General features: G+C 63.3%; 13 protein-coding genes. 2 read left to right on the forward strand and 11 right to left on the reverse strand.

The annotated features are described in order from the left end of the window. Positions 1-36: 36 nt before the first annotated feature. The 5 genes from QRN70_RS17950 to QRN70_RS17970 form a co-directional block, all read right to left on the reverse strand. Complete coding sequence (locus tag QRN70_RS17950; RefSeq protein WP_285419273.1) at positions 37-2,460, reverse strand: TonB-dependent siderophore receptor; 2,424 nt, start codon at positions 2,458-2,460, stop codon at positions 37-39. A 243-nt stretch (positions 2,461-2,703) separates the two neighbouring features. Next, positions 2,704-3,675, reverse strand: a complete 972-nt coding sequence (locus tag QRN70_RS17955; protein WP_285419274.1) for a FecR domain-containing protein — start codon at positions 3,673-3,675, stop codon at positions 2,704-2,706. Beyond that, entirely contained in the window at positions 3,672-4,148 is a 477-nt protein-coding gene (locus tag QRN70_RS17960) for an RNA polymerase sigma factor (RefSeq protein WP_285419275.1), read from the reverse strand. Before QRN70_RS17960 ends, QRN70_RS17955 begins: the two co-directional genes overlap by 4 nt. A 210-nt stretch (positions 4,149-4,358) precedes the next feature. Beyond that, positions 4,359-5,066 carry a 3'-5' exonuclease gene (locus QRN70_RS17965; protein WP_285419276.1) on the reverse strand — a complete coding sequence of 236 codons (708 nt, stop codon included), beginning with the start codon at positions 5,064-5,066 and terminating at the stop codon, positions 4,359-4,361. After that, a complete protein-coding gene (locus tag QRN70_RS17970; protein ID WP_285419277.1) occupies positions 5,063-7,003 on the reverse strand; it encodes a DUF294 nucleotidyltransferase-like domain-containing protein in 1,941 nt (646 codons plus the stop codon). Before QRN70_RS17970 ends, QRN70_RS17965 begins: the two co-directional genes overlap by 4 nt. 253 nt (positions 7,004-7,256) lie before the next feature. Here QRN70_RS17970 and QRN70_RS17975 point away from each other — a divergent pair, with 253 nt between their 5' ends. Then, complete coding sequence (locus QRN70_RS17975) at positions 7,257-7,703, forward strand: response regulator (protein ID WP_285419278.1); 447 nt, start codon at positions 7,257-7,259, stop codon at positions 7,701-7,703. A 127-nt stretch (positions 7,704-7,830) separates the two neighbouring features. On the opposite strand, the gene QRN70_RS17980 is transcribed toward QRN70_RS17975, so the two are convergent. Beyond that, positions 7,831-10,008 carry a malate synthase G gene (locus tag QRN70_RS17980; protein WP_285419279.1) on the reverse strand — a complete coding sequence of 726 codons (2,178 nt, stop codon included), beginning with the start codon at positions 10,006-10,008 and terminating at the stop codon, positions 7,831-7,833. 456 nt (positions 10,009-10,464) lie between these two features. Here QRN70_RS17980 and QRN70_RS17985 point away from each other — a divergent pair, with 456 nt between their 5' ends. Next, complete coding sequence (locus QRN70_RS17985) at positions 10,465-10,983, forward strand: glycine cleavage system transcriptional repressor (RefSeq protein WP_285419280.1); 519 nt, start codon at positions 10,465-10,467, stop codon at positions 10,981-10,983. A gap of 223 nt (positions 10,984-11,206) precedes the next feature. Here the strand turns inward: QRN70_RS17985 and rarD are convergent, their stop codons facing one another. The 5 genes from rarD to QRN70_RS18010 all read right to left on the reverse strand — a co-directional run bounded on the left by rarD (position 11,207) and on the right by QRN70_RS18010 (position 17,062). After that, entirely contained in the window at positions 11,207-12,094 is an 888-nt protein-coding gene (gene rarD, locus QRN70_RS17990; protein ID WP_285419281.1) for an EamA family transporter RarD, read from the reverse strand. A 163-nt stretch (positions 12,095-12,257) separates the two neighbouring features. Beyond that, positions 12,258-13,232: a serine/threonine protein kinase gene (locus tag QRN70_RS17995; RefSeq protein WP_285419282.1), complete on the reverse strand. Its 975-nt coding sequence runs from the start codon at positions 13,230-13,232 to the stop codon at positions 12,258-12,260. Between the two features lie 166 nt (positions 13,233-13,398). Next, on the reverse strand, positions 13,399-15,300 hold the full coding sequence (locus QRN70_RS18000) for a PhoX family protein (protein WP_285419283.1): 1,902 nt from the start codon (positions 15,298-15,300) through the stop codon (positions 13,399-13,401). A 72-nt stretch (positions 15,301-15,372) separates the two neighbouring features. Continuing rightward, positions 15,373-16,137, reverse strand: a complete 765-nt coding sequence (locus QRN70_RS18005; protein WP_285419284.1) for a TOBE domain-containing protein — start codon at positions 16,135-16,137, stop codon at positions 15,373-15,375. A 190-nt stretch (positions 16,138-16,327) separates the two neighbouring features. Beyond that, the gene (locus tag QRN70_RS18010; RefSeq protein WP_285419285.1) at positions 16,328-17,062 is read right to left on the reverse strand and encodes a ComF family protein; all 735 of its coding nucleotides are present in this window, start codon (positions 17,060-17,062) and stop codon (positions 16,328-16,330) included. Positions 17,063-17,133: the final 71 nt, after the last annotated feature.

Raw genomic sequence — 17,133 nt, forward strand, 5'->3', positions numbered from 1 at the left:
ACGGCCTGGTAACAGGACCTGTTTCAGCTCACGCGCCTACCACTTGTAGGTGGCACTGGCGACGACACTGCGCTGGTCGCCGTAGTAGCAGTTGTAGCTGTCGCAGGTGGAAATGTAATCCTTGTCGAACAGGTTGGTGGCGTTGAGTGCCAGCGACGCGCCCTTGAGGCTGTTGTCCAGCCGCCCGAGGTCGTAATGCACGGCGGCGTCGAACACGGTGAACGCGTCAGCCTTGCCCAGCCAGGTGTTGGCCTGGTCGCCATAGGTATTGCCGGTGTAGCGCACGCCCGCGCCGACGCCGAAACCGTCGAGCACGCCGGTGTGCCAGGTGTAGTCCGTCCACAGCGAGGCTTGCTGGTTGGGCATCAGTTGCAGCCGGTTGCCCTTGAAGTCGCCTTTCTGCACTTCGGATTTGGCCAGGGTGTAGGCGGCGATCACTTTCAGGTTGTCGGTGACGTCCGAGGTGGCTTCCAGCTCCAGGCCTTTGACCTTCACTTCACCGGTCTGGCTGGTGATCGGGGTGTTGCCGATGGTGGTCGTGACGGCGACGTTTTTCTGGGTCAGGTCATACACGGCCGCGGTCAGCAGGGTCTTGCTGCCCGGCGGCTGATACTTGATGCCCATTTCCCACTGCTTGCCTTCGGTCGGCTTGAGCGAACCGGTAGCGCTGGCGTCCGCACCGGCCGTGGTCTGGAACGACTCGGCGTACGACAGGTAAGGCACGAAACCGGAGTCGAACACATAGCTGATGGCCGCGTTGCCGCTGAAGTGCCTGTCGCGATCGGTGTTGGTTGCATCGGTCTTGTTGAACAGGGTGCTGGTGTGGACCCAGTCTTCACGACCGCCGAGGGTCAGGCGCCATTGATCGAGGGCCATCTGATCCTGCACGTACAGGCCGGTCTGGTTGATCTTCTGGTTGTAGTCCAGATAGGCGCTGGAGCGATCCGGGCGCACGATCGGTTGCCCGTAGATCGGGTTGTTGACGTTGGTTTTCAGGCCATCGCCATAGATCGAGAGAAAATTGGCGTTGTTGCGCTGGTGATCCAGGCCCAGCAACAGGGTGTGGCGAACCTCGCCCGTGGCGAAATCGGCCTGGAAGTTGTTGTCGACGGCGAACTGGCTGATGTCTTCGTCAACCGAGGTGCTGGTACGGCCCACGTTGCCCGCGGCATCGACCGGGTTGTACGCATAGGCACCGACCGTGAGCGCCTGGAACGACAGGTCGGACTTGGTGTAGCGCAGGTTCTGCCGGAACTGCCAGACATCGTTGAGCCGATGTTCGAACGCATAGCCCAGCGCGTAGTAGGTGCGGTCGTAGTATTCCCAGTCCGGATCACCCAGGTTCTTGTGATGGGAAATATCCCCCAGCGGCGAACGGATCTTGGTCCCCTGGATCGGCAGGAACTGGCTGGTGATGCCGGTATCGTCGCGGGTGAACTGGCTCAGCAGGGTGAATTTCGTGTCGTCGTCGATGTTCCAGGTCAGGCTCGGCGCGAGGTTGTAGCGCTTGTTTTCGATGTGGTCGATCTGCGTGTCGCTGTCACGCACCACGCCGCTGATGCCGTAGAGGAACTGGCCGGCGTCGTCGATCCTGCCAGTGCTGGCGAAGTTGATCTGGCGATGGTTGTCGCTGCCGTACTGCAACTGGATGGCGCTGCTGGCCTCGGCGCTGGGACGACGGCTGACCATGTCCAGCAGGCCGCCCGGCGGGGTCTGGCCATAGACCGACGAGGCCGGGCCGCGCAGCAGGGCGAGGCGGTCGAGGTTCCAGGTTTCCTGTTTCGGGTTGGCGTACACGCCTTTGGGCAGCGGCAGGCCGTCGAGGAACTGGGTCGGCTCGAAGCCACGCACGCGCAGCCAGTCGGCGCGGGTGTCGCTGCCGTAACTGCTGGCGGTGATGCCCGGCATGTAGCGCACGGCATCGTCGAGGCTGTGCACGCTGCGGTCGTCCATCTGCTGGCGCGTGGCGACGGAGATCGAACGCGGGGCTTCGACCAGCGCGGTGTCGGTCTTGGTGCCGGCAGCGGTACGGGTGGCGGTATAGCCTTCGACCGGGCCCCAGGCGGTTTCCAGGTTTTCCACGCCGATCACTGAGGTTTCCGGCAGGGCCATCACGCCTTCCGGCACGGCGACCAGGGTGTAGGTGCCGGCGCTGCTCTGTTCCAGTTGCAGGCCGGTGCCTTGCAGCGCTGCGCGCAGAGCGCCAGCGGCGTCGTACTGACCGTTGACCGGCGCCGATGTTTTGCCCGCCGCCAGCGCGGGATTGAGCGACAGAGCGAGGCCGCCCTGGCTGGCGATCTGGTTCAGCGTGGTCGACAGCGGTGCCGCCGGCAGGTTGTAGGCGCGCACGCTGGAGGCCTGTTCCGCGGCGATCAGTTGGCTGCTGGCCAGCGGGGAGCAGAGGGCGATGGCAACCGCCAGCAAACTGGGGCGCAACAAGGTGTCTAGCGAACGGGACATACAGCGGCTCCTGAATGGAAATATTTCTCAATTGCCTGTGTGCCGGACGAGAATTGAAAAGTGATAGGGCGGGATGAAAATAATTTCCATCCACTGATAAATCAGGCGGGTGAAGTCGTAGGCAGACTCTTGTTCCCGGGTGATGCCGATGGCGCATTCGCGAGCAGGCTTGCGCCCACACGGAGTGCATTCCCCGTGGGCGCGAGCCTGCTCGCGAACGCGATGGATCGGGCAGCGGCTCACTCAGGGCCTGGTATCAGCCTTCGCCACCGTGACCCAATAGGGCGTGCGCTGTTCGATCTGCACCGGCAGTGTCGGCAGCAGGGCGTTGAGAGCCTTGTCGGTATCGTGCAGGGGGAAGCTGCCGGTGATTCGCAGGTTGGCGACTTCCGCGGCGACGCCCAGGTGCCCGCGGCGGTAGCGGCCCAGTTCGTGCACCAGGTCCTCCAGCCGCGCGTTGTCCACCACCAGCATGCCGCGGGTCCAGGCATCGGCGCCGGGTGTGAGGGCGGCGACGCTGTCGAGGCCGTCATTGCGAATCAACACTTGCTGGCCTTCATGCAGGATCTGCTCGTGGGGATCGGCCTGCGGGTGCGCGGCCACGGCTGACTGCAACACGCTCAGGCGCGTGCCCTGTTCTTCGCGCTTGACCAGAAACCGCGTGCCCAGCGCCCGCATGCTGCCTTCGCGGGTCTCGACGATGAATGGCCGGGCATCGCCGTGGCCGGTCTCGACGAGAATTTCGCCTTCCTGCAACACGATCAGCCGTTGCTTGTCATCGAAACGCACATCGACGGCGCTGTGGGTGTTGAGGTTGAGCAGGGTGCCGTCGGCCAGTCGTACCGTGCGCTGCTCGCCGGTGGCGGTGCGTTGATCGGCGAGCCAGTAGTCCAGCGGCAAATACCGTTCGCTGGCGAACAGACCCAGACCGATGAGCACCACAATGCTTGCCAGGCCACTGCCCAGCTTGCGCAGCCGCCGGCGAACGCCGCTGCGCGATTGCAGCAGGGCCGTGCGCGCCGGGCCGGTGGCCACGCTGAAACGCTGGTCGAGCATGCCCAACTGACGCCAGGCCCGCGCGTGCTCTTCGTTGGCGGCATGCCACTTGGCGAACTCCTCGCGTTCCAGCGGACTGCTGGAATCGAGGGTCAGTTGCCAGGCAATCGCCGCGTCCAGCACGTGGGCCGGTACCGGCCGCGAACTGGCCGGGCTCATGTCGGCTCACCGTACAGCGCGATGTAGCACTGGCGAATGCCCTGGGCCAGGTACTGCCGCACCCGCGGCACCGAGACTCCGAGTTGCGCGGCGATCTCGGCATGGCTGAGGCCGTCGAGGCGGTTATAGAGGAACGCGGCGCGGGCCTTGCTCGACAGCTTGCCGAGCAGGCGGTCGATGGCCTTGAGGTCTTCGAGGATCAGTTGCTGCTCTTCCACCGATGGTTGCTCACCCTCGGGAATCAGCAGCAACTCGGTGAGGTAGGCCTGTTCCAGCGCGGCGCGGCGGAAGTAATCGAACAACAGGCCCTTGGCGATCGCCAGCAAAAACGCGCGCGGCTCGCGCGGTGCCGGCAACGCGTCCCGGCCGAGCAGGCGCACGAAGGTGTCCTGGCTCAGATCCTCGGCACGCTGTGGGCAGGCCACGTTGCGCCGCAGCCACGCCAGCAGCCAACCGCGATGGTCGCGATACATCGCACCGACGAGCTCACTCTGGGGGCTTGGAACTGACGACACCGGACATCACCGATTGGGAAATGTTAACTAACGAGAATTGTTCGCGATTCTGGCAGAGGTGGGAATGGTTAGCAATTGGCCATCGGTCGGGTTTCACCGAGGCACGAGCCATTCAGCCCCCTCCGGGGAGAGGGCTGGGGGGGAGGTGCTATCGCCGTCAGCAAGTGCTTAGAAGGATGGCGCCTGCTGCCGGCGCTTCCACTGGCTCAAGCGCTGCTGCAGATTCAGCGGACTGTGAATCTGCTGCTGCCGCGCCCGACTGAACAGGATCAACGCCAGCTCAGCGGTGGCCAACGCATCGGCGCTGGCGTTGTGGCGCTCGAATACTTCGAGGCGAAACCAGTCGATCCACTCGTCCAGCCCGGCCTCGCGGATGTTCGCCTGCGGGCAGAGCAGCGGGGCCATTTCAGCAACGTCGAGAAACACATGCTGCAGCTTGTAGCTCAGGTGCTCCTTCAAGGCGCGTCCGAGCATGTGCTGATCGAACGGCGCGTGAAACGCCAGCAGCGGGCTGTCGCCGACGAACTCCATGAACTCCAGCAACGCCTCGGCCGGTTCGCTGCCGGCGGCAATCGCACTCGGTCCCAGACCGTGGATCAGCACGCTGGGGCTGAGTTTGAGCTGCCGACATTGCAGGGTGCGTTCGAACTGCTGGGCAAAATCGATCGCGCCGTCCTCGATGACCACCGCACCGATCGACAGCACGCGGTCCTTGCTCAGGTTCAGTCCGGTGGTTTCCAGGTCGAGCACCACCCAGCGCTGTTCGCGCAGGCTGCAATCACTCAGTTCGCGCACCGCGGGCAACGTCGCCAGGCGCCGCTGCCACTCATCCGGTATGACCGGGCCGGCCGGACGCAGCCAGGAGAACAGGCTCATAGCTGATACCGCAGGGTCAGGCTGCTTTGCAGGCGCTGGGCCTGGCGCAGGGACTCACGCAGGATGCGCCGGTCGAGGTGATTGAGGCTGTCGGGATCGACCCGGTTCGAGTACGCCTGGTTCTCCCGGGTCTGGAGCTGGTGCTGCTGCATGCGGGTCTGCTGGATGAAGTGGTAGGCCTCTTCGTACGCTGCGCCGTCCAGCCGGTCGATCACTGCTTTGTCGACCAGTTGGCGGAAGCGTTCAAGCGTGTTGTTGGCGTCGATGCCATTGGCCAGCGCCAGCAAGCGGGCGCCATCGACGAAGGGCGTGAGGCCCTGGGTTTTCAGATCGAGCGTGGCTTTCTCGCCGTTCTTGCGCGCCAGCACGAATTCGCGGAAGCGCCCCACGGGCGGGCGATTGCGCAGGGCGTTCTCGGCCATCATGCGCTGGAACAGACGGTTGTCGCCGACCTGCTCGAGAATGCCCCGGCGCAATTGCTCGCAACCCTGCTCATCGCCCCAGACGACGCGCAGGTCGAAATAGATGCTCGAGCCCAGCAGGTTCTCCGGGGTCGCCTCGCGGATGAACGCGGCAAAGCGCCGGGCCCATTCGGCGCGGGACAGGCACAGCTGCGGATTGCCGGCCATGATGTTGCCTTTGCACAGGGTAAAGCCGCACTGCGCCAGGCTCTGGTTGATCTGCTGGGCCAGCGGCAGCAGTTTGCCGCGAATCTCCGCCGCATGGGCCGCGTCCCGGGCATCGAACAGAATGCCGTTGTCCTGGTCGGTGTGCAGGGTCTGCTCGCGTCGGCCCTCGCTGCCGAAACACAGCCAGCTGAACGGCACGCCGGGGTCGCCTTTTTCGGCGAGGGTCAGTTCGATCACGCGGCACACGGTGTGGTCGTTGAGCAGGGTGATGATGTGGGTGATCTGCGTCGACGAGGCGCCGTGGGCCAGCATGCGCTCGACCAGTTGCCCGATCTCGCCGCGCAGGGTCACCAGTTGCTCGACCCGCTGCGCGCTGCGGATGGTGCGCGCCAGGTGCACCAGGTCGACCCGTTGCAGCGAGAACAGGTCGCGCTCGGACACCACGCCGCACAGGCGCTGGTCCTTGACCAGGCAGACGTGGGCAATGTGCCGTTCGGTCATGGCAATCGCGGCGTCGAAGGCACTGTGATCCGGCGACAGGTAGAACGGTGAAAGGGTCATGTGGCGTTCGATCGGCTCGCTGAAATCGCCGACGCCTGCGGCGACTACATGGCGCAGGTCGCGCAGGGTGAAAATGCCCAGCGGCGCCTTGTGCTCATCCACCGCGACGATGCTGCCGACCTGCTGTTCGTGCATCAGCTTCACCGCTTCGCGCAGTGGCGTGGCCGGGCTGCAGGTCACCGGATGGCGCATCGCCAGCTCGCCCAGGCGGGTGTTCAGCGAATATTGGGTGCCGAGGGTTTCCACGGCTTTCTGCTGGACCTGCTGGTTGACCTGGTCGAGCAGGCTGCTGACCCCGCGCAGGGCGAAATCGCGAAAGGTGTTGGAAAGCGCGAACAGCTTGATGAACGCCAGTTTGTTCAATTGCAGGCAGAAGGTGTCTTCGCCGGCCAGGTGTTCGGTGCGGGTCGCTCGTTCGCCGAGCAGCGCGGCGAGGGGAAAGCACTCGCCGGTGGTGATCTCGAAGGTGGTTTCCGTGCCGCCCTTGGCGGTGTGCGGGCGCTCGCCGACCACGCGGCCCTGCTTGACGATGTAGAAGTGTTCGACCGGCCCGTCGGCGGGTTTGATGATGCTCTCGCCCTGGCCGTAGAAACGCAGCTGGCATTGCTCCACCAGATAGGCCAGGTGGGCGTGTTCCATCTGATTGAAAGGGGGGAAGCGCTGGAGGAATTGCAAAGTGCCCTGAATGTTCTGCAACACCGCGGTTTTCCCTGCCTGGATGAAGGCGTCCGCTTTACTCATAACCATTACCGCAGTCTTTTTCGAATTGTTGTTGTCGGAGCGTTGCCGTCATGGTCGGCTCCATCGCGCGGGGTGCCCATTGGACGTAAGTCTAGGATTGGCCTGCCGTTGGGGAGTTTTCGGAGATGCCCTACACAAATGCTCGGAAATTCTGCGGTTCGCCCCTTGGAAAAAAATCCGACGAAGTGCACATTGAAGCTCTGCTTAGCGATGTCTGACCACTGTGCTAGGGGATTGAATTGAATACGTAGAGAACGCCATGTCCGACCACGATATTTTGAGCGACGCCGAGCGGGAAGCGCTCAGCGCCGTGATGCTCGAACCTGACCTGCCGCCACAGCGCGTGCTGATCGTCGATGACGACAAGGATGCCCGCGAACTGCTGGCGGAAATCCTCGGTCTGGACGGCATCCGCTGCATGACGGCGGCCAGCGGTGAAACCGCGCTCAAAATGCTCGAGGAAAAGCCGTCGATCGGCCTGGTCATCACCGATCTGCGCATGGGCAATGTCGGCGGCCTGGACCTGATCCGTCAGGTGCGCGAATCGGTGCGGGCAGCGATGCCGATCATCATTGTCTCCGGCGATGCCGACGTGAAGGACGCCATCGCGGCGATGCATCTGAGCGTGGTGGATTTTCTGCTCAAGCCGATCGACACGACCAAGCTGCTCGGTCTGGTCAGACACGAATTGGGTATCGAACCCTGAGAGCCCCTCTCCCAAGAGGTGAGGGGGATGGATCTCAAATCCAGCACAGAAGTCACCCCGCACCGCACAAACAAAAAAGCCCTGATCGTTCGATCAGGGCTTTTTCAGGTCCGGCATTCAGCGCAGGTTACAGGCCGTTGGCCTTCTTGAACTCGCGACGACGACGGTGCAGCACCGGCTCGGTGTAGCCGTTCGGCTGCTTACTGCCCTCGATCACCAGTTCGACCGCCGCCTGGAAGGCGATGTTGCTGTCGAAGTCCGGGGCCAGTGGGCGGTACAGCGGGTCGTTGGCGTTCTGCCGGTCGACCACCGGCGCCATGCGCTTGAGGCTTTCCATCACTTGCGCCTGGCTGACGATGCCGTGACGCAGCCAGTTGGCAATGTGCTGGCTGGAGATGCGCAGGGTCGCGCGGTCTTCCATCAGGCCGACGTCGTTGATGTCCGGCACTTTCGAGCAACCCACGCCCTGGTCGATCCAGCGCACCACGTAACCGAGAATGCCCTGGGCGTTGTTGTCCAGTTCGTTCCTGATCTGCTCCGGGGTCCAGTTCGGGTTGACCGCCAGCGGGATGGTCAGAATGTCGTCCACCGAGGCACGGGCACGCTTGGCCAGTTCGGCCTGACGGGCGAACACGTCGACCTTGTGGTAGTGCAGCGCGTGCAGCGCAGCGGCGGTCGGCGACGGCACCCAAGCGGTGTTGGCACCGGCCAGCGGGTGGGCGATTTTCTGCTCGAGCATGGCCGCCATCAGGTCAGGCATGGCCCACATGCCCTTGCCGATCTGCGCCCGACCTTGCAGGCCGGTACTCAGGCCGATATCGACGTTCCAGTTCTCGTAGGCGCCGATCCACTTTTCAGCCTTCATGTCGGCCTTGCGCACCATCGGGCCGGCTTCCATGGAGGTGTGGATTTCGTCGCCGGTGCGGTCGAGGAAACCGGTGTTGATGAACACCACGCGCTCGCTGGCAGCCTGGATGCAGGCCTTGAGGTTGACCGTGGTGCGGCGCTCCTCGTCCATGATCCCGACTTTCAGCGTGTTGCGCTTGAGGCCCAGCACGTCTTCGATGCGACCGAACAGCTCGTTGGTGAACGCCGCTTCTTCCGGGCCATGCATTTTCGGTTTGACGATGTACACCGAACCGGTGCGGGTGTTCTTGCGCGAGGTGTTGCCGTTGAGGTTGTGCATCGCCGCCAGGCACGTCACCAGGCCGTCGAGGATGCCTTCCGGTACTTCGTTGCCGTCCTTGTCGAGGATGGCGTCGATGGTCATCAGGTGCCCGACGTTACGCACGAACAACAGCGAGCGACCGTGCAGGGTCACTTCGCCGCCGTTGGCGGTGGTGTAGGTGCGATCCGGGTTCATGGTGCGGGTGAAGGTCTGGCCGCCCTTGGCGACTTCTTCCGCCAGGTCGCCCTTCATCAGGCCGAGCCAGTTGCGGTAGATCACCACTTTGTCGTCGGCGTCGACGGCGGCCACGGAGTCTTCGCAGTCCATGATGGTGGTCAGCGCCGCTTCCATCAGGATGTCCTTGACGCCGGCAGCGTCGGTCTGGCCGACCGGGGTGCTGGCGTCGATCTGGATTTCGAAGTGCAGGCCGTGGTGCTTGAGCAGGACGGCGATCGGCGCATCGGCCGGGCCCTGGAAACCGATCAGTTGGGCATCGTCGCGCAGGCCGGTATTGCTGCCGCCCTTGAGCGCGACCTGCAGTTTGCCGTCAGCGATCTTGTAGCCGGTGGCGTCGACGTGGGAGCCGGCAGCCAGTGGCGCGGCTTCGTCGAGGAAAGCGCGGGCGAAGGCAATGACTTTGTCGCCGCGCACCTTGTTGTAGCCTTTGCCTTTCTCCGCGCCGCCTTCTTCGCTGATCGCATCGGTGCCGTAGAGGGCGTCGTACAGCGAACCCCAGCGGGCGTTCGAGGCATTGAGGGCGAAGCGGGCGTTCATCACCGGCACCACGAGTTGCGGGCCGGCGGTACGGGCGATTTCGTCATCGACGTTTTGCGTCGTTGCCTGGAAATCAGCCGCTTCTGGCAGCAGATAACCGATCTCTTGCAGGAAGGCTTTGTAGGCCACGGCGTCGTGTGGCTGACCGGCACGGGATTGGTGCCAGCCATCGATACGGGCCTGGAAGTCGTCGCGTTTGGCGAGTAGGGCTTTGTTCTTCGGCGCCAGGTCGTGAATGACCTTGTCGGCGCCTTCCCAGAATTTTTCGGCGGTGAGGCCGGTACCGGGAATGGCTTCGTTGTTCACGAAGTCGAACAGGACTTTGGCGACCTGCAGGCCACCGACTTGAACGTGTTCAGTCATTGCTTGCCTCACTCTGCTCAGCTATTTCGCTTTTCAGCTCTTCAATTTTGACAATGAAGCCTCTGGCCATTTAAACCACAAACCCTGCGACCAGTACATGCCATTGCTGGCGGCTGGGTGGGGACCGATCAACGGCTTGAGGGCCTTGCTGACAGGGCTTTCAGGGTTGCGAACGTGCCTTGGGCAGACATCGGTTCAACGTTATGTAGTGCGCGCTGCGGCATACTACATGATGCGTTGCGGTTGTGAAAATCAGACTAATTACGTCGTTCTGCGACCCCATGACGCATTGCGGTCACGGCGCGGAACGGGATGTTCTCAAAAAACCATGAGATTGTTCCAGTTAAATATAAAAAGTTGTACACGATTCGTTGTTTCGCGCGTCTGAGGCGGCTGTCCGTGCCTTGCCTATACTTTGCCTTTCTATAACAAAAGTCATGACAAGAGGGCTGCGCCATGGACCATCTCGTACTCACTGTCTTCGCGCCCGACAAACCGGGACAGGTCGAGCGCATCGCCCAATGCATTGCCGAACACGGCGGCAACTGGCTAGAAAGCCGCATGTCACGGATGGCCGGGCAGTTCGCCGGGATTCTGCGGGTGGGGGTGCCAGCGGAGGCTTACGACGAATTAGTCGATGCCCTACAGGGACTGTCGGCACATGGCATCCGGGTGCTGATCGCCGAAAGCGGCATCGAGCAGGCCTGCACCTGGAAGCCGATTGCCATGGAGCTGGTGGGCAACGATCGCCCGGGGATTATGCGGGACATCACCCGACTGCTGAGCGAGCAGGGCGTCAACCTCGAGCGGTTGGTGACCGAAGTGCGGCCGGCGCCGATGAGCAGCGAACCGTTGTTCCACGCCGAGGCGATTCTCGCGGTGCCACTGACGCTGTCGCTGGATGTCCTGCAATCGCGCCTGGAAACCCTGGCCGATGACCTGATGGTGGAATTGGTGCTGCGCACCGACGTGTGAAGCGCCCGGCGGTTATCCAGTATTAACGTGCACCTGCCTGTGGATAACCTGTAGAGACCGGCCGCTACGCCAGGTCAGCCGCAGCTTTGCCAGACTTGATCAAAAAATCGCCAGGATTCAGTGACTTGCGCACAAACGGCGGGGATCACGCTGTGGATAACCTTGGGAAGGAACGGTGCAGGCCACGAGAACCGTGGCCTGCAGAGGTTTGTACGTTTTCTGATCAGCTGCGACGGCGCAGGCTCAGCCAGGCATCGACGCTGTACACCGCCAGACCGGCCCAGATGAAGATGAACGCCATCAAGGTGCTGGACGACAGGTGCTCATCGAACAACAGCACCGCCTGCAGCAGCACCAGGGTCGGCGCCAGGTATTGCAGGAAGCCGAGCGTGGTGTAGGGCAGGTGCCGCGCGGCGGCGTTGAAGCACACCAGGGGGATCAGCGTGACCGGACCGGCCGCCACCAGCCACCACGCTTGCGAGGTGGTCCAGAACGCCGCCTGGGCACTGCTTGCCGTTGGATTGAACAGCAACCAGGCGACGGCAATCGGCACCAGCATCCAGGTTTCCACCACCAACCCCGGCAGCGCCTTGACCGGCGCCTGTTTGCGGATCAGGCCATAGAAGCCGAAGGTCAGCGCCAGCACCAGCGACACCCACGGCAGGCTGCCGACCTGCCACACCTGCTGCGCCACGCCGACCGCCGCCAGGCCAACCGCCAGCCACTGCAGGCGGCGCAGGCGCTCGCCGAGAATCAGCATGCCCAGCAGCACGTTGACCAGCGGGTTGATGTAGTAACCCAGGCTCGCTTCGAGCATGCGTCCGTTGTTCACCGACCAGACGTAAGTCAGCCAGTTGGCCGCGATCAGCGTGCCGCTCAACGCCAGGATCGCCAGGCGCCTGGGGTTGTCGCGCAGCTCCTGCCACCAGCCCGGGTGTTTCCACACCAGCAACAGCAAGGCCCCGAACAGCGCCGACCACAGCACGCGATGGATAATGATTTCCACCGCCGGGACTTCGGCAATGGCTTTGAAGTAGAGCGGGAACAGGCCCCAGATGATGTAGGCGCTCAGGCCCAGAATGTACCCGCGACGCGGGTTGGCGGCTTGCATGCAGAGTCCTTGCTTAGGCAGCTAACAAAGAACGGATTGTAAGGAGGTTGTCTAGGTGTGTCGTGTCAGAAAGCAAAAAGATCGCCGCCGGCGCCAGCGCCTACCGGATGAAGTCGAACCGGTGTAGGCGCTGGCGCAGGCGGCGATCCTTCTGATCTTTGAATCAGAACAACTTCAGCGGTTCTTCATTCAGTGCCGACAGCTGTTCGCGCAATGCCAGCACCTGATCGCCCCAATAGCGCTCGGTGCCGAACCACGGAAAACTGTGCGGGAACGCCGGGTCATCCCAGCGCCGCGCCAGCCAGGCGCTGTAGTGCATCAGGCGCAGGGCGCGCAGCGGTTCGATCAGCGCCAGCTCGCGTGGATCGAAATCGTGGAACTCGTTGTAGCCGTCCATCAATTCCGACAACTGCCCCAGGCATTCCTGACGGTCGCCGGCGAGCATCATCCAGATGTCCTGCACCGCCGGGCCCATGCGGCAGTCGTCGAGGTCGACGATGTGGAACATCTCGTCGCGGCACATCATGTTGCCGGGGTGGCAGTCGCCGTGCATGCGGATGTTCTGGTGCGGCGTGGCGGCGTAGACGTCCTCGACACGTTTGAGCAGGTCGCGGGCCACCGATTCGTAGGCCGGCAGCAGGCTTTTCGGAATGAAGTTGCCGTCCAGCAGGGTACTCAGCGAATCATGGCCGAAGTTTTTCACCGCCAGCGCTTCCCGGTGCTGGAACGGCCTGGTCGCCCCGACCGCGTGAATGCGCCCCAGCAACTGGCCGAGGCGATACAGCTGATCGAGATTGCCTGGCTCCGGGGCGCGGCCACCGCGCCGGGGAAACAGGGTGAAACGAAAACCGGCGTGTTCGTGCAGAGTCTGGCCGTTGTGGATCAACGGCGCCACCACCGGAATCTCGACGTCGGCCAGCTCGAAGGTGAACTGGTGTTCTTCGAGGATCGCCTCGTTGCTCCAGCGCTGCGGGCGGTAGAACTTGGCGATCAGCGGTTCGCCGTCGTCGATGCCAACCTGATAGACGCGGTTTTCATAGCTGTTGAGCGCCAGGATGCGCGCGTCGCTGAGAAAGCCGATGCTTTCGACGGCATCGAGCACGAGGTCGGGGGTGAGGGTTTCAAACGGGTGGGCCATGCTGACTCCTGCGCGCGGCAGGCTGCCGCGTCCGGCCCAGCATGGTAGCGCAGATGGCAGTGGGGGAGGTGGTTGGTGTCTGCGCTGACGCCATTGCGAGCAGGCTCGCTCCCACATCTGGAATGCGATTCCCTGTGGAAACGAGCCTGCTCGCGAAAGCGCTGTATCAGGCGCCGACGATTCCGCCGTCTTCACGGGTGATCGCAATCACCGACGAGCGCGGCTTGCCGTTCGGCAGGTGCTCGGGGAAGGTCGAACCGCCGTTCTCGCCCGGGTGCTGGATCCCGACAAACAGGGTTTTCTGATCCGGCGCGAAACTGATGCCAGTGACTTCGCAGCCAATCGGCCCGACCATGAAACGGCGGATTTCGCCGGTCGTCGGATCGGCACACAGCATCTGGTTGTTGCCCATCCCGGCAAAGTCCCCGGCGTTGCTGGAGTCGCCATCGGTGAGGATCCACAGGCGCCCGGCCTTGTCGAAACCGAGACCGTCGGGGCTGTTGAACATGTTCTGCGGGGTGATGTTGGAGGAGCCGCCCTTTGGCGTACCGGCGTGCACGCCGGGGTTGCCGGCCACCACGAACAGGTCCCAGGTGAAGGTTTTTGCCGCGTGATCGTCGCGGTCGGTGCGCCAGCGCAGGATCTGCCCGTAGACGTTCTTCTCGCGCGGGTTCGGCCCGCCCACCGGTTGCCCGTCCTCGCCGCGCTTGGCGTTGTTGGTCAGGGTGCAGTAGACCTGGCCGTCTTTGGGACTGACCACGATCCATTCCGGACGGTCCATGCGCGTGGCGCCGACCACACTGGCGGCCAGACGGGCGTGAATCAGCACCTGGGCCTGGTCGGCGAAGCCGCTGCTGGCGTCGATGCCGTTCTTGCCGTGGGTCAGTTCGATCCACTGACCCTGGCCTTTCGGGTGATCGGGGTGGTTGTCGCCGTTATCGAACTTCGCCACGTACAGGGTGCCGTGGTCGAGGATGTCGCGGTTGGCCTTGGGGTTGCGGTGGTTGATGCGGTCGCGGCTGACGAATTTGTAGATGAACTCGCCACGCTCGTCGTCGCCCATGTACACCACGGCGCGACCGTCATCGGTCTCGGCCAGTGCGGCGTTTTCGTGCTTGAAGCGGCCGAGGGCGGTGCGCTTGACCGGGGTCGATTGCGGATCGAACGGATCGATCTCGACCACCCAGCCGTGCCGGTTGAGCTCGTTGGGATTCTTCGCCATGTCGAAACGCGGATCGAACGGGTGCCAGTTGATCTCGCGGCTGGCGGCCGTCACACCGTAGCGTTTCTGCGCCGGGTCGAACTGCTGCTGGGCGTTGCTGCTGCCAAAGCAGTCGGTGAAGTTCTCTTCGCAGGTCAGATAGGTGCCCCACGGCGTCTTGCCGTTGGCGCAGTTCTGGAAGGTGCCGAGGGCTTTGCGGCCGTGTTTGTCGGCGCTGGTTTTCATCAGCTCATGACCGGCGGCCGGACCGCTGATGCGCAGCGGCGAGTTGCCGTGGATGCGGCGGTTGTAGCGCGAGCCCTGGACGAACTGCCACTGGCCGTTGCGGCGCTGCACTTCGATCACCGACACGCCTTCGCAGGCCAGGGCCTTGCGCACGTCTTCCGCCGACTGCGGCTGGCCGCCGTGCGGGTAGAGGTAGCGGTAGTTGGTGTATTCGTTGTTGATCGCCATCAGCGCGCGATTCTTTTCCCCGGGGAATTCGAACAGGCTCATGCCATCGTTGTTGTCACCGAACTGCACTTCCTGTGCGGCGGCGGTGCCATTGCCACTCGGGTCGAAGGCCGGGCCGTTCCTGTGCAGCGGCTGGCCCCAGCTGATCAGCACCGACGAGGTGTAGCCCTTGGGCAGGCTGATGGTGTCGCTGGTGGCTGCGGCAATGCTGTCGAAACCGAGCAGGCGGCTGTTGCCGGCACTGACGCTGGCGGCCAGCACGCTGCGGCTCAACAGATTGCCACCGAGGAACATCGCCGCGCCGCACAGCGCGCCGGCGCTGATGAAACCGCGGCGGCTCATGCCGACCATTTTTTCCAGGTCAGTGGATTGGTTTTCTTCTAATAGGCTCACATCAGGCTCCCTGCATGGTTTTGGCAGCCACCTTAATCAGGGTCGATGACGCTTTCGTTGCAGGGCGCCGGGTTACAGCGGGGTGCCGATCAGCACATTGGACGGGGAAAACTGCACCTGCACCGCTTGCCCGAGCGCGAGGCCCCGCGTGCGCAGGTCCAGCGGCTCGGCCAGGGCGCAGAGCGTCTGGCCATTGGGCAGGGCGATGCGCACTTCGCTGGGACCGTCCTCGGCATCGAGAATCGCGTCGATGCTGCCGTGCAGAAGATTGTGACCAGATGTTGCAACTTGCTCCGGGGCCAGCAGTTCCAGCCAGCCAGCCTTGATCAGTGCCACCACTTCGGTGCCCGCTTGCAGCTCCAGGTGCACGGTACTGTCGTGGGTGATCTGCGCGTCGAGGTGCAGGCCTTCGGCAAGCTCCAGGCGGATCCGGTCATTGCGGCCCTGGCTTTCGATCGCCACGACTTTGCCGTGCAACTGATTGCGCGCACTGGTGCGCAGCATCAGCCGGCCGAGCAGGTCGAGATCGCTGGCGTCTTCGGCGGCTTCCAGCACTTGTGCCTGCAAGGCCTGCAGCTTTTGATAAAGCCGCAGCACCCGTTCGCCTTCGCTGGACAATCTGGCGCCACCGCCGCCCTTGCCGCCGACCGCGCGCTCGACCAGCGGCTTCTGCGCAAGGTTGTTCAGCTCATCGATGGCATCCCACGCCGCTTTGTAACTCAGCCCGGCGCTTTTCGCAGCGCGGGTGATCGAGCCCTGTTCGGCGATGTGTTGCAGCAGGGCGATGCGCTGCGGACGGCGGACGATGTGCTGGGACAACAGGGAGGGCAGGGACATGGATGGGGGCTTTTTCACAGTGGCGGTGGGAAGTGAAGTTGGCGGCTTGCACCACAAGAGTCAAGCCATACGTTGTCACCCCGGTGGGAGCGGGCTTGCTCGCGAAGGCGGTGTGTCAGTCGCCATAGATGCTGAATGTACAGGCCCCTTCGCGAGCAAGCCCGCTCCCACAATGGGATTGTGCTGATTCTCAAGTCCCCGGCTTTGGTGTGCGCGCCAGGCAATACACGTCAACCCGCGCTGCACCTGCATCTTTTAACAGTCGCGCCAGGGCCTGTGCGGTAGCGCCGGTGGTCAGCACGTCATCGATCAAGGCGCAGTGCCGACTTTGTAAGTCTGTCTCCGGGGCCAGGGCGAAGGCGTGACGCAAATTGTGCTTGCGCGCCCGGGCGTCGAGGTCCTGCTGGGCGCTGGTGTCGTGAATCCTCCGTACAGCATGTTCTGCAAAAGGCAGATCCAGCTGTTTGCTCAACCATCGCCCCAACAGGGCGGCTTGATTGAAGCCGCGTTGACGCAGGCGTTTGTTCGCCAATGGCACGGGGACCAGCACGTCGGGGCGCGGCAAGCCTTCGTCGAAGCGATGTTGCAGGTATTGTCCGGCAACGTCGGCGAGCAGGTGTCCAAAGGGCCATTTACCGTTGTGTTTAAAACGCGTAATCAGACTGTCCAGCGGGAAGTCGTAGCGCCAGGGCGCGACCACCTGGGTGAACGCGGGTGGCGCTTGCAGGCACTCGCCACACGTGAGGCCCGGCGCTGGCAACGGCAGTGCGCAGGTAGTGCACTGGTCGCCGAGCCAGGGCAACTCACGTTCGCAGGGCACACAGATCGGCGTGTCGGTGTCTGACGGTTCTTCGCAGAGCAAACACGATTGGATGTTTTTTAAACAGATGTAAACCTGTCCTTCGTAGTGTGGTTGACAGCGCATGACTCTTCCTTAAATATGCCGAACATCCGTGTCGTGCCTGTGGTTATTCCGTGTTCCGCAGGCGCTTGCCA

This window comes from Pseudomonas sp. efr-133-TYG-5 (assembly GCF_030209175.1).
Classification (GTDB): Bacteria; Pseudomonadota; Gammaproteobacteria; order Pseudomonadales; family Pseudomonadaceae; genus Aquipseudomonas.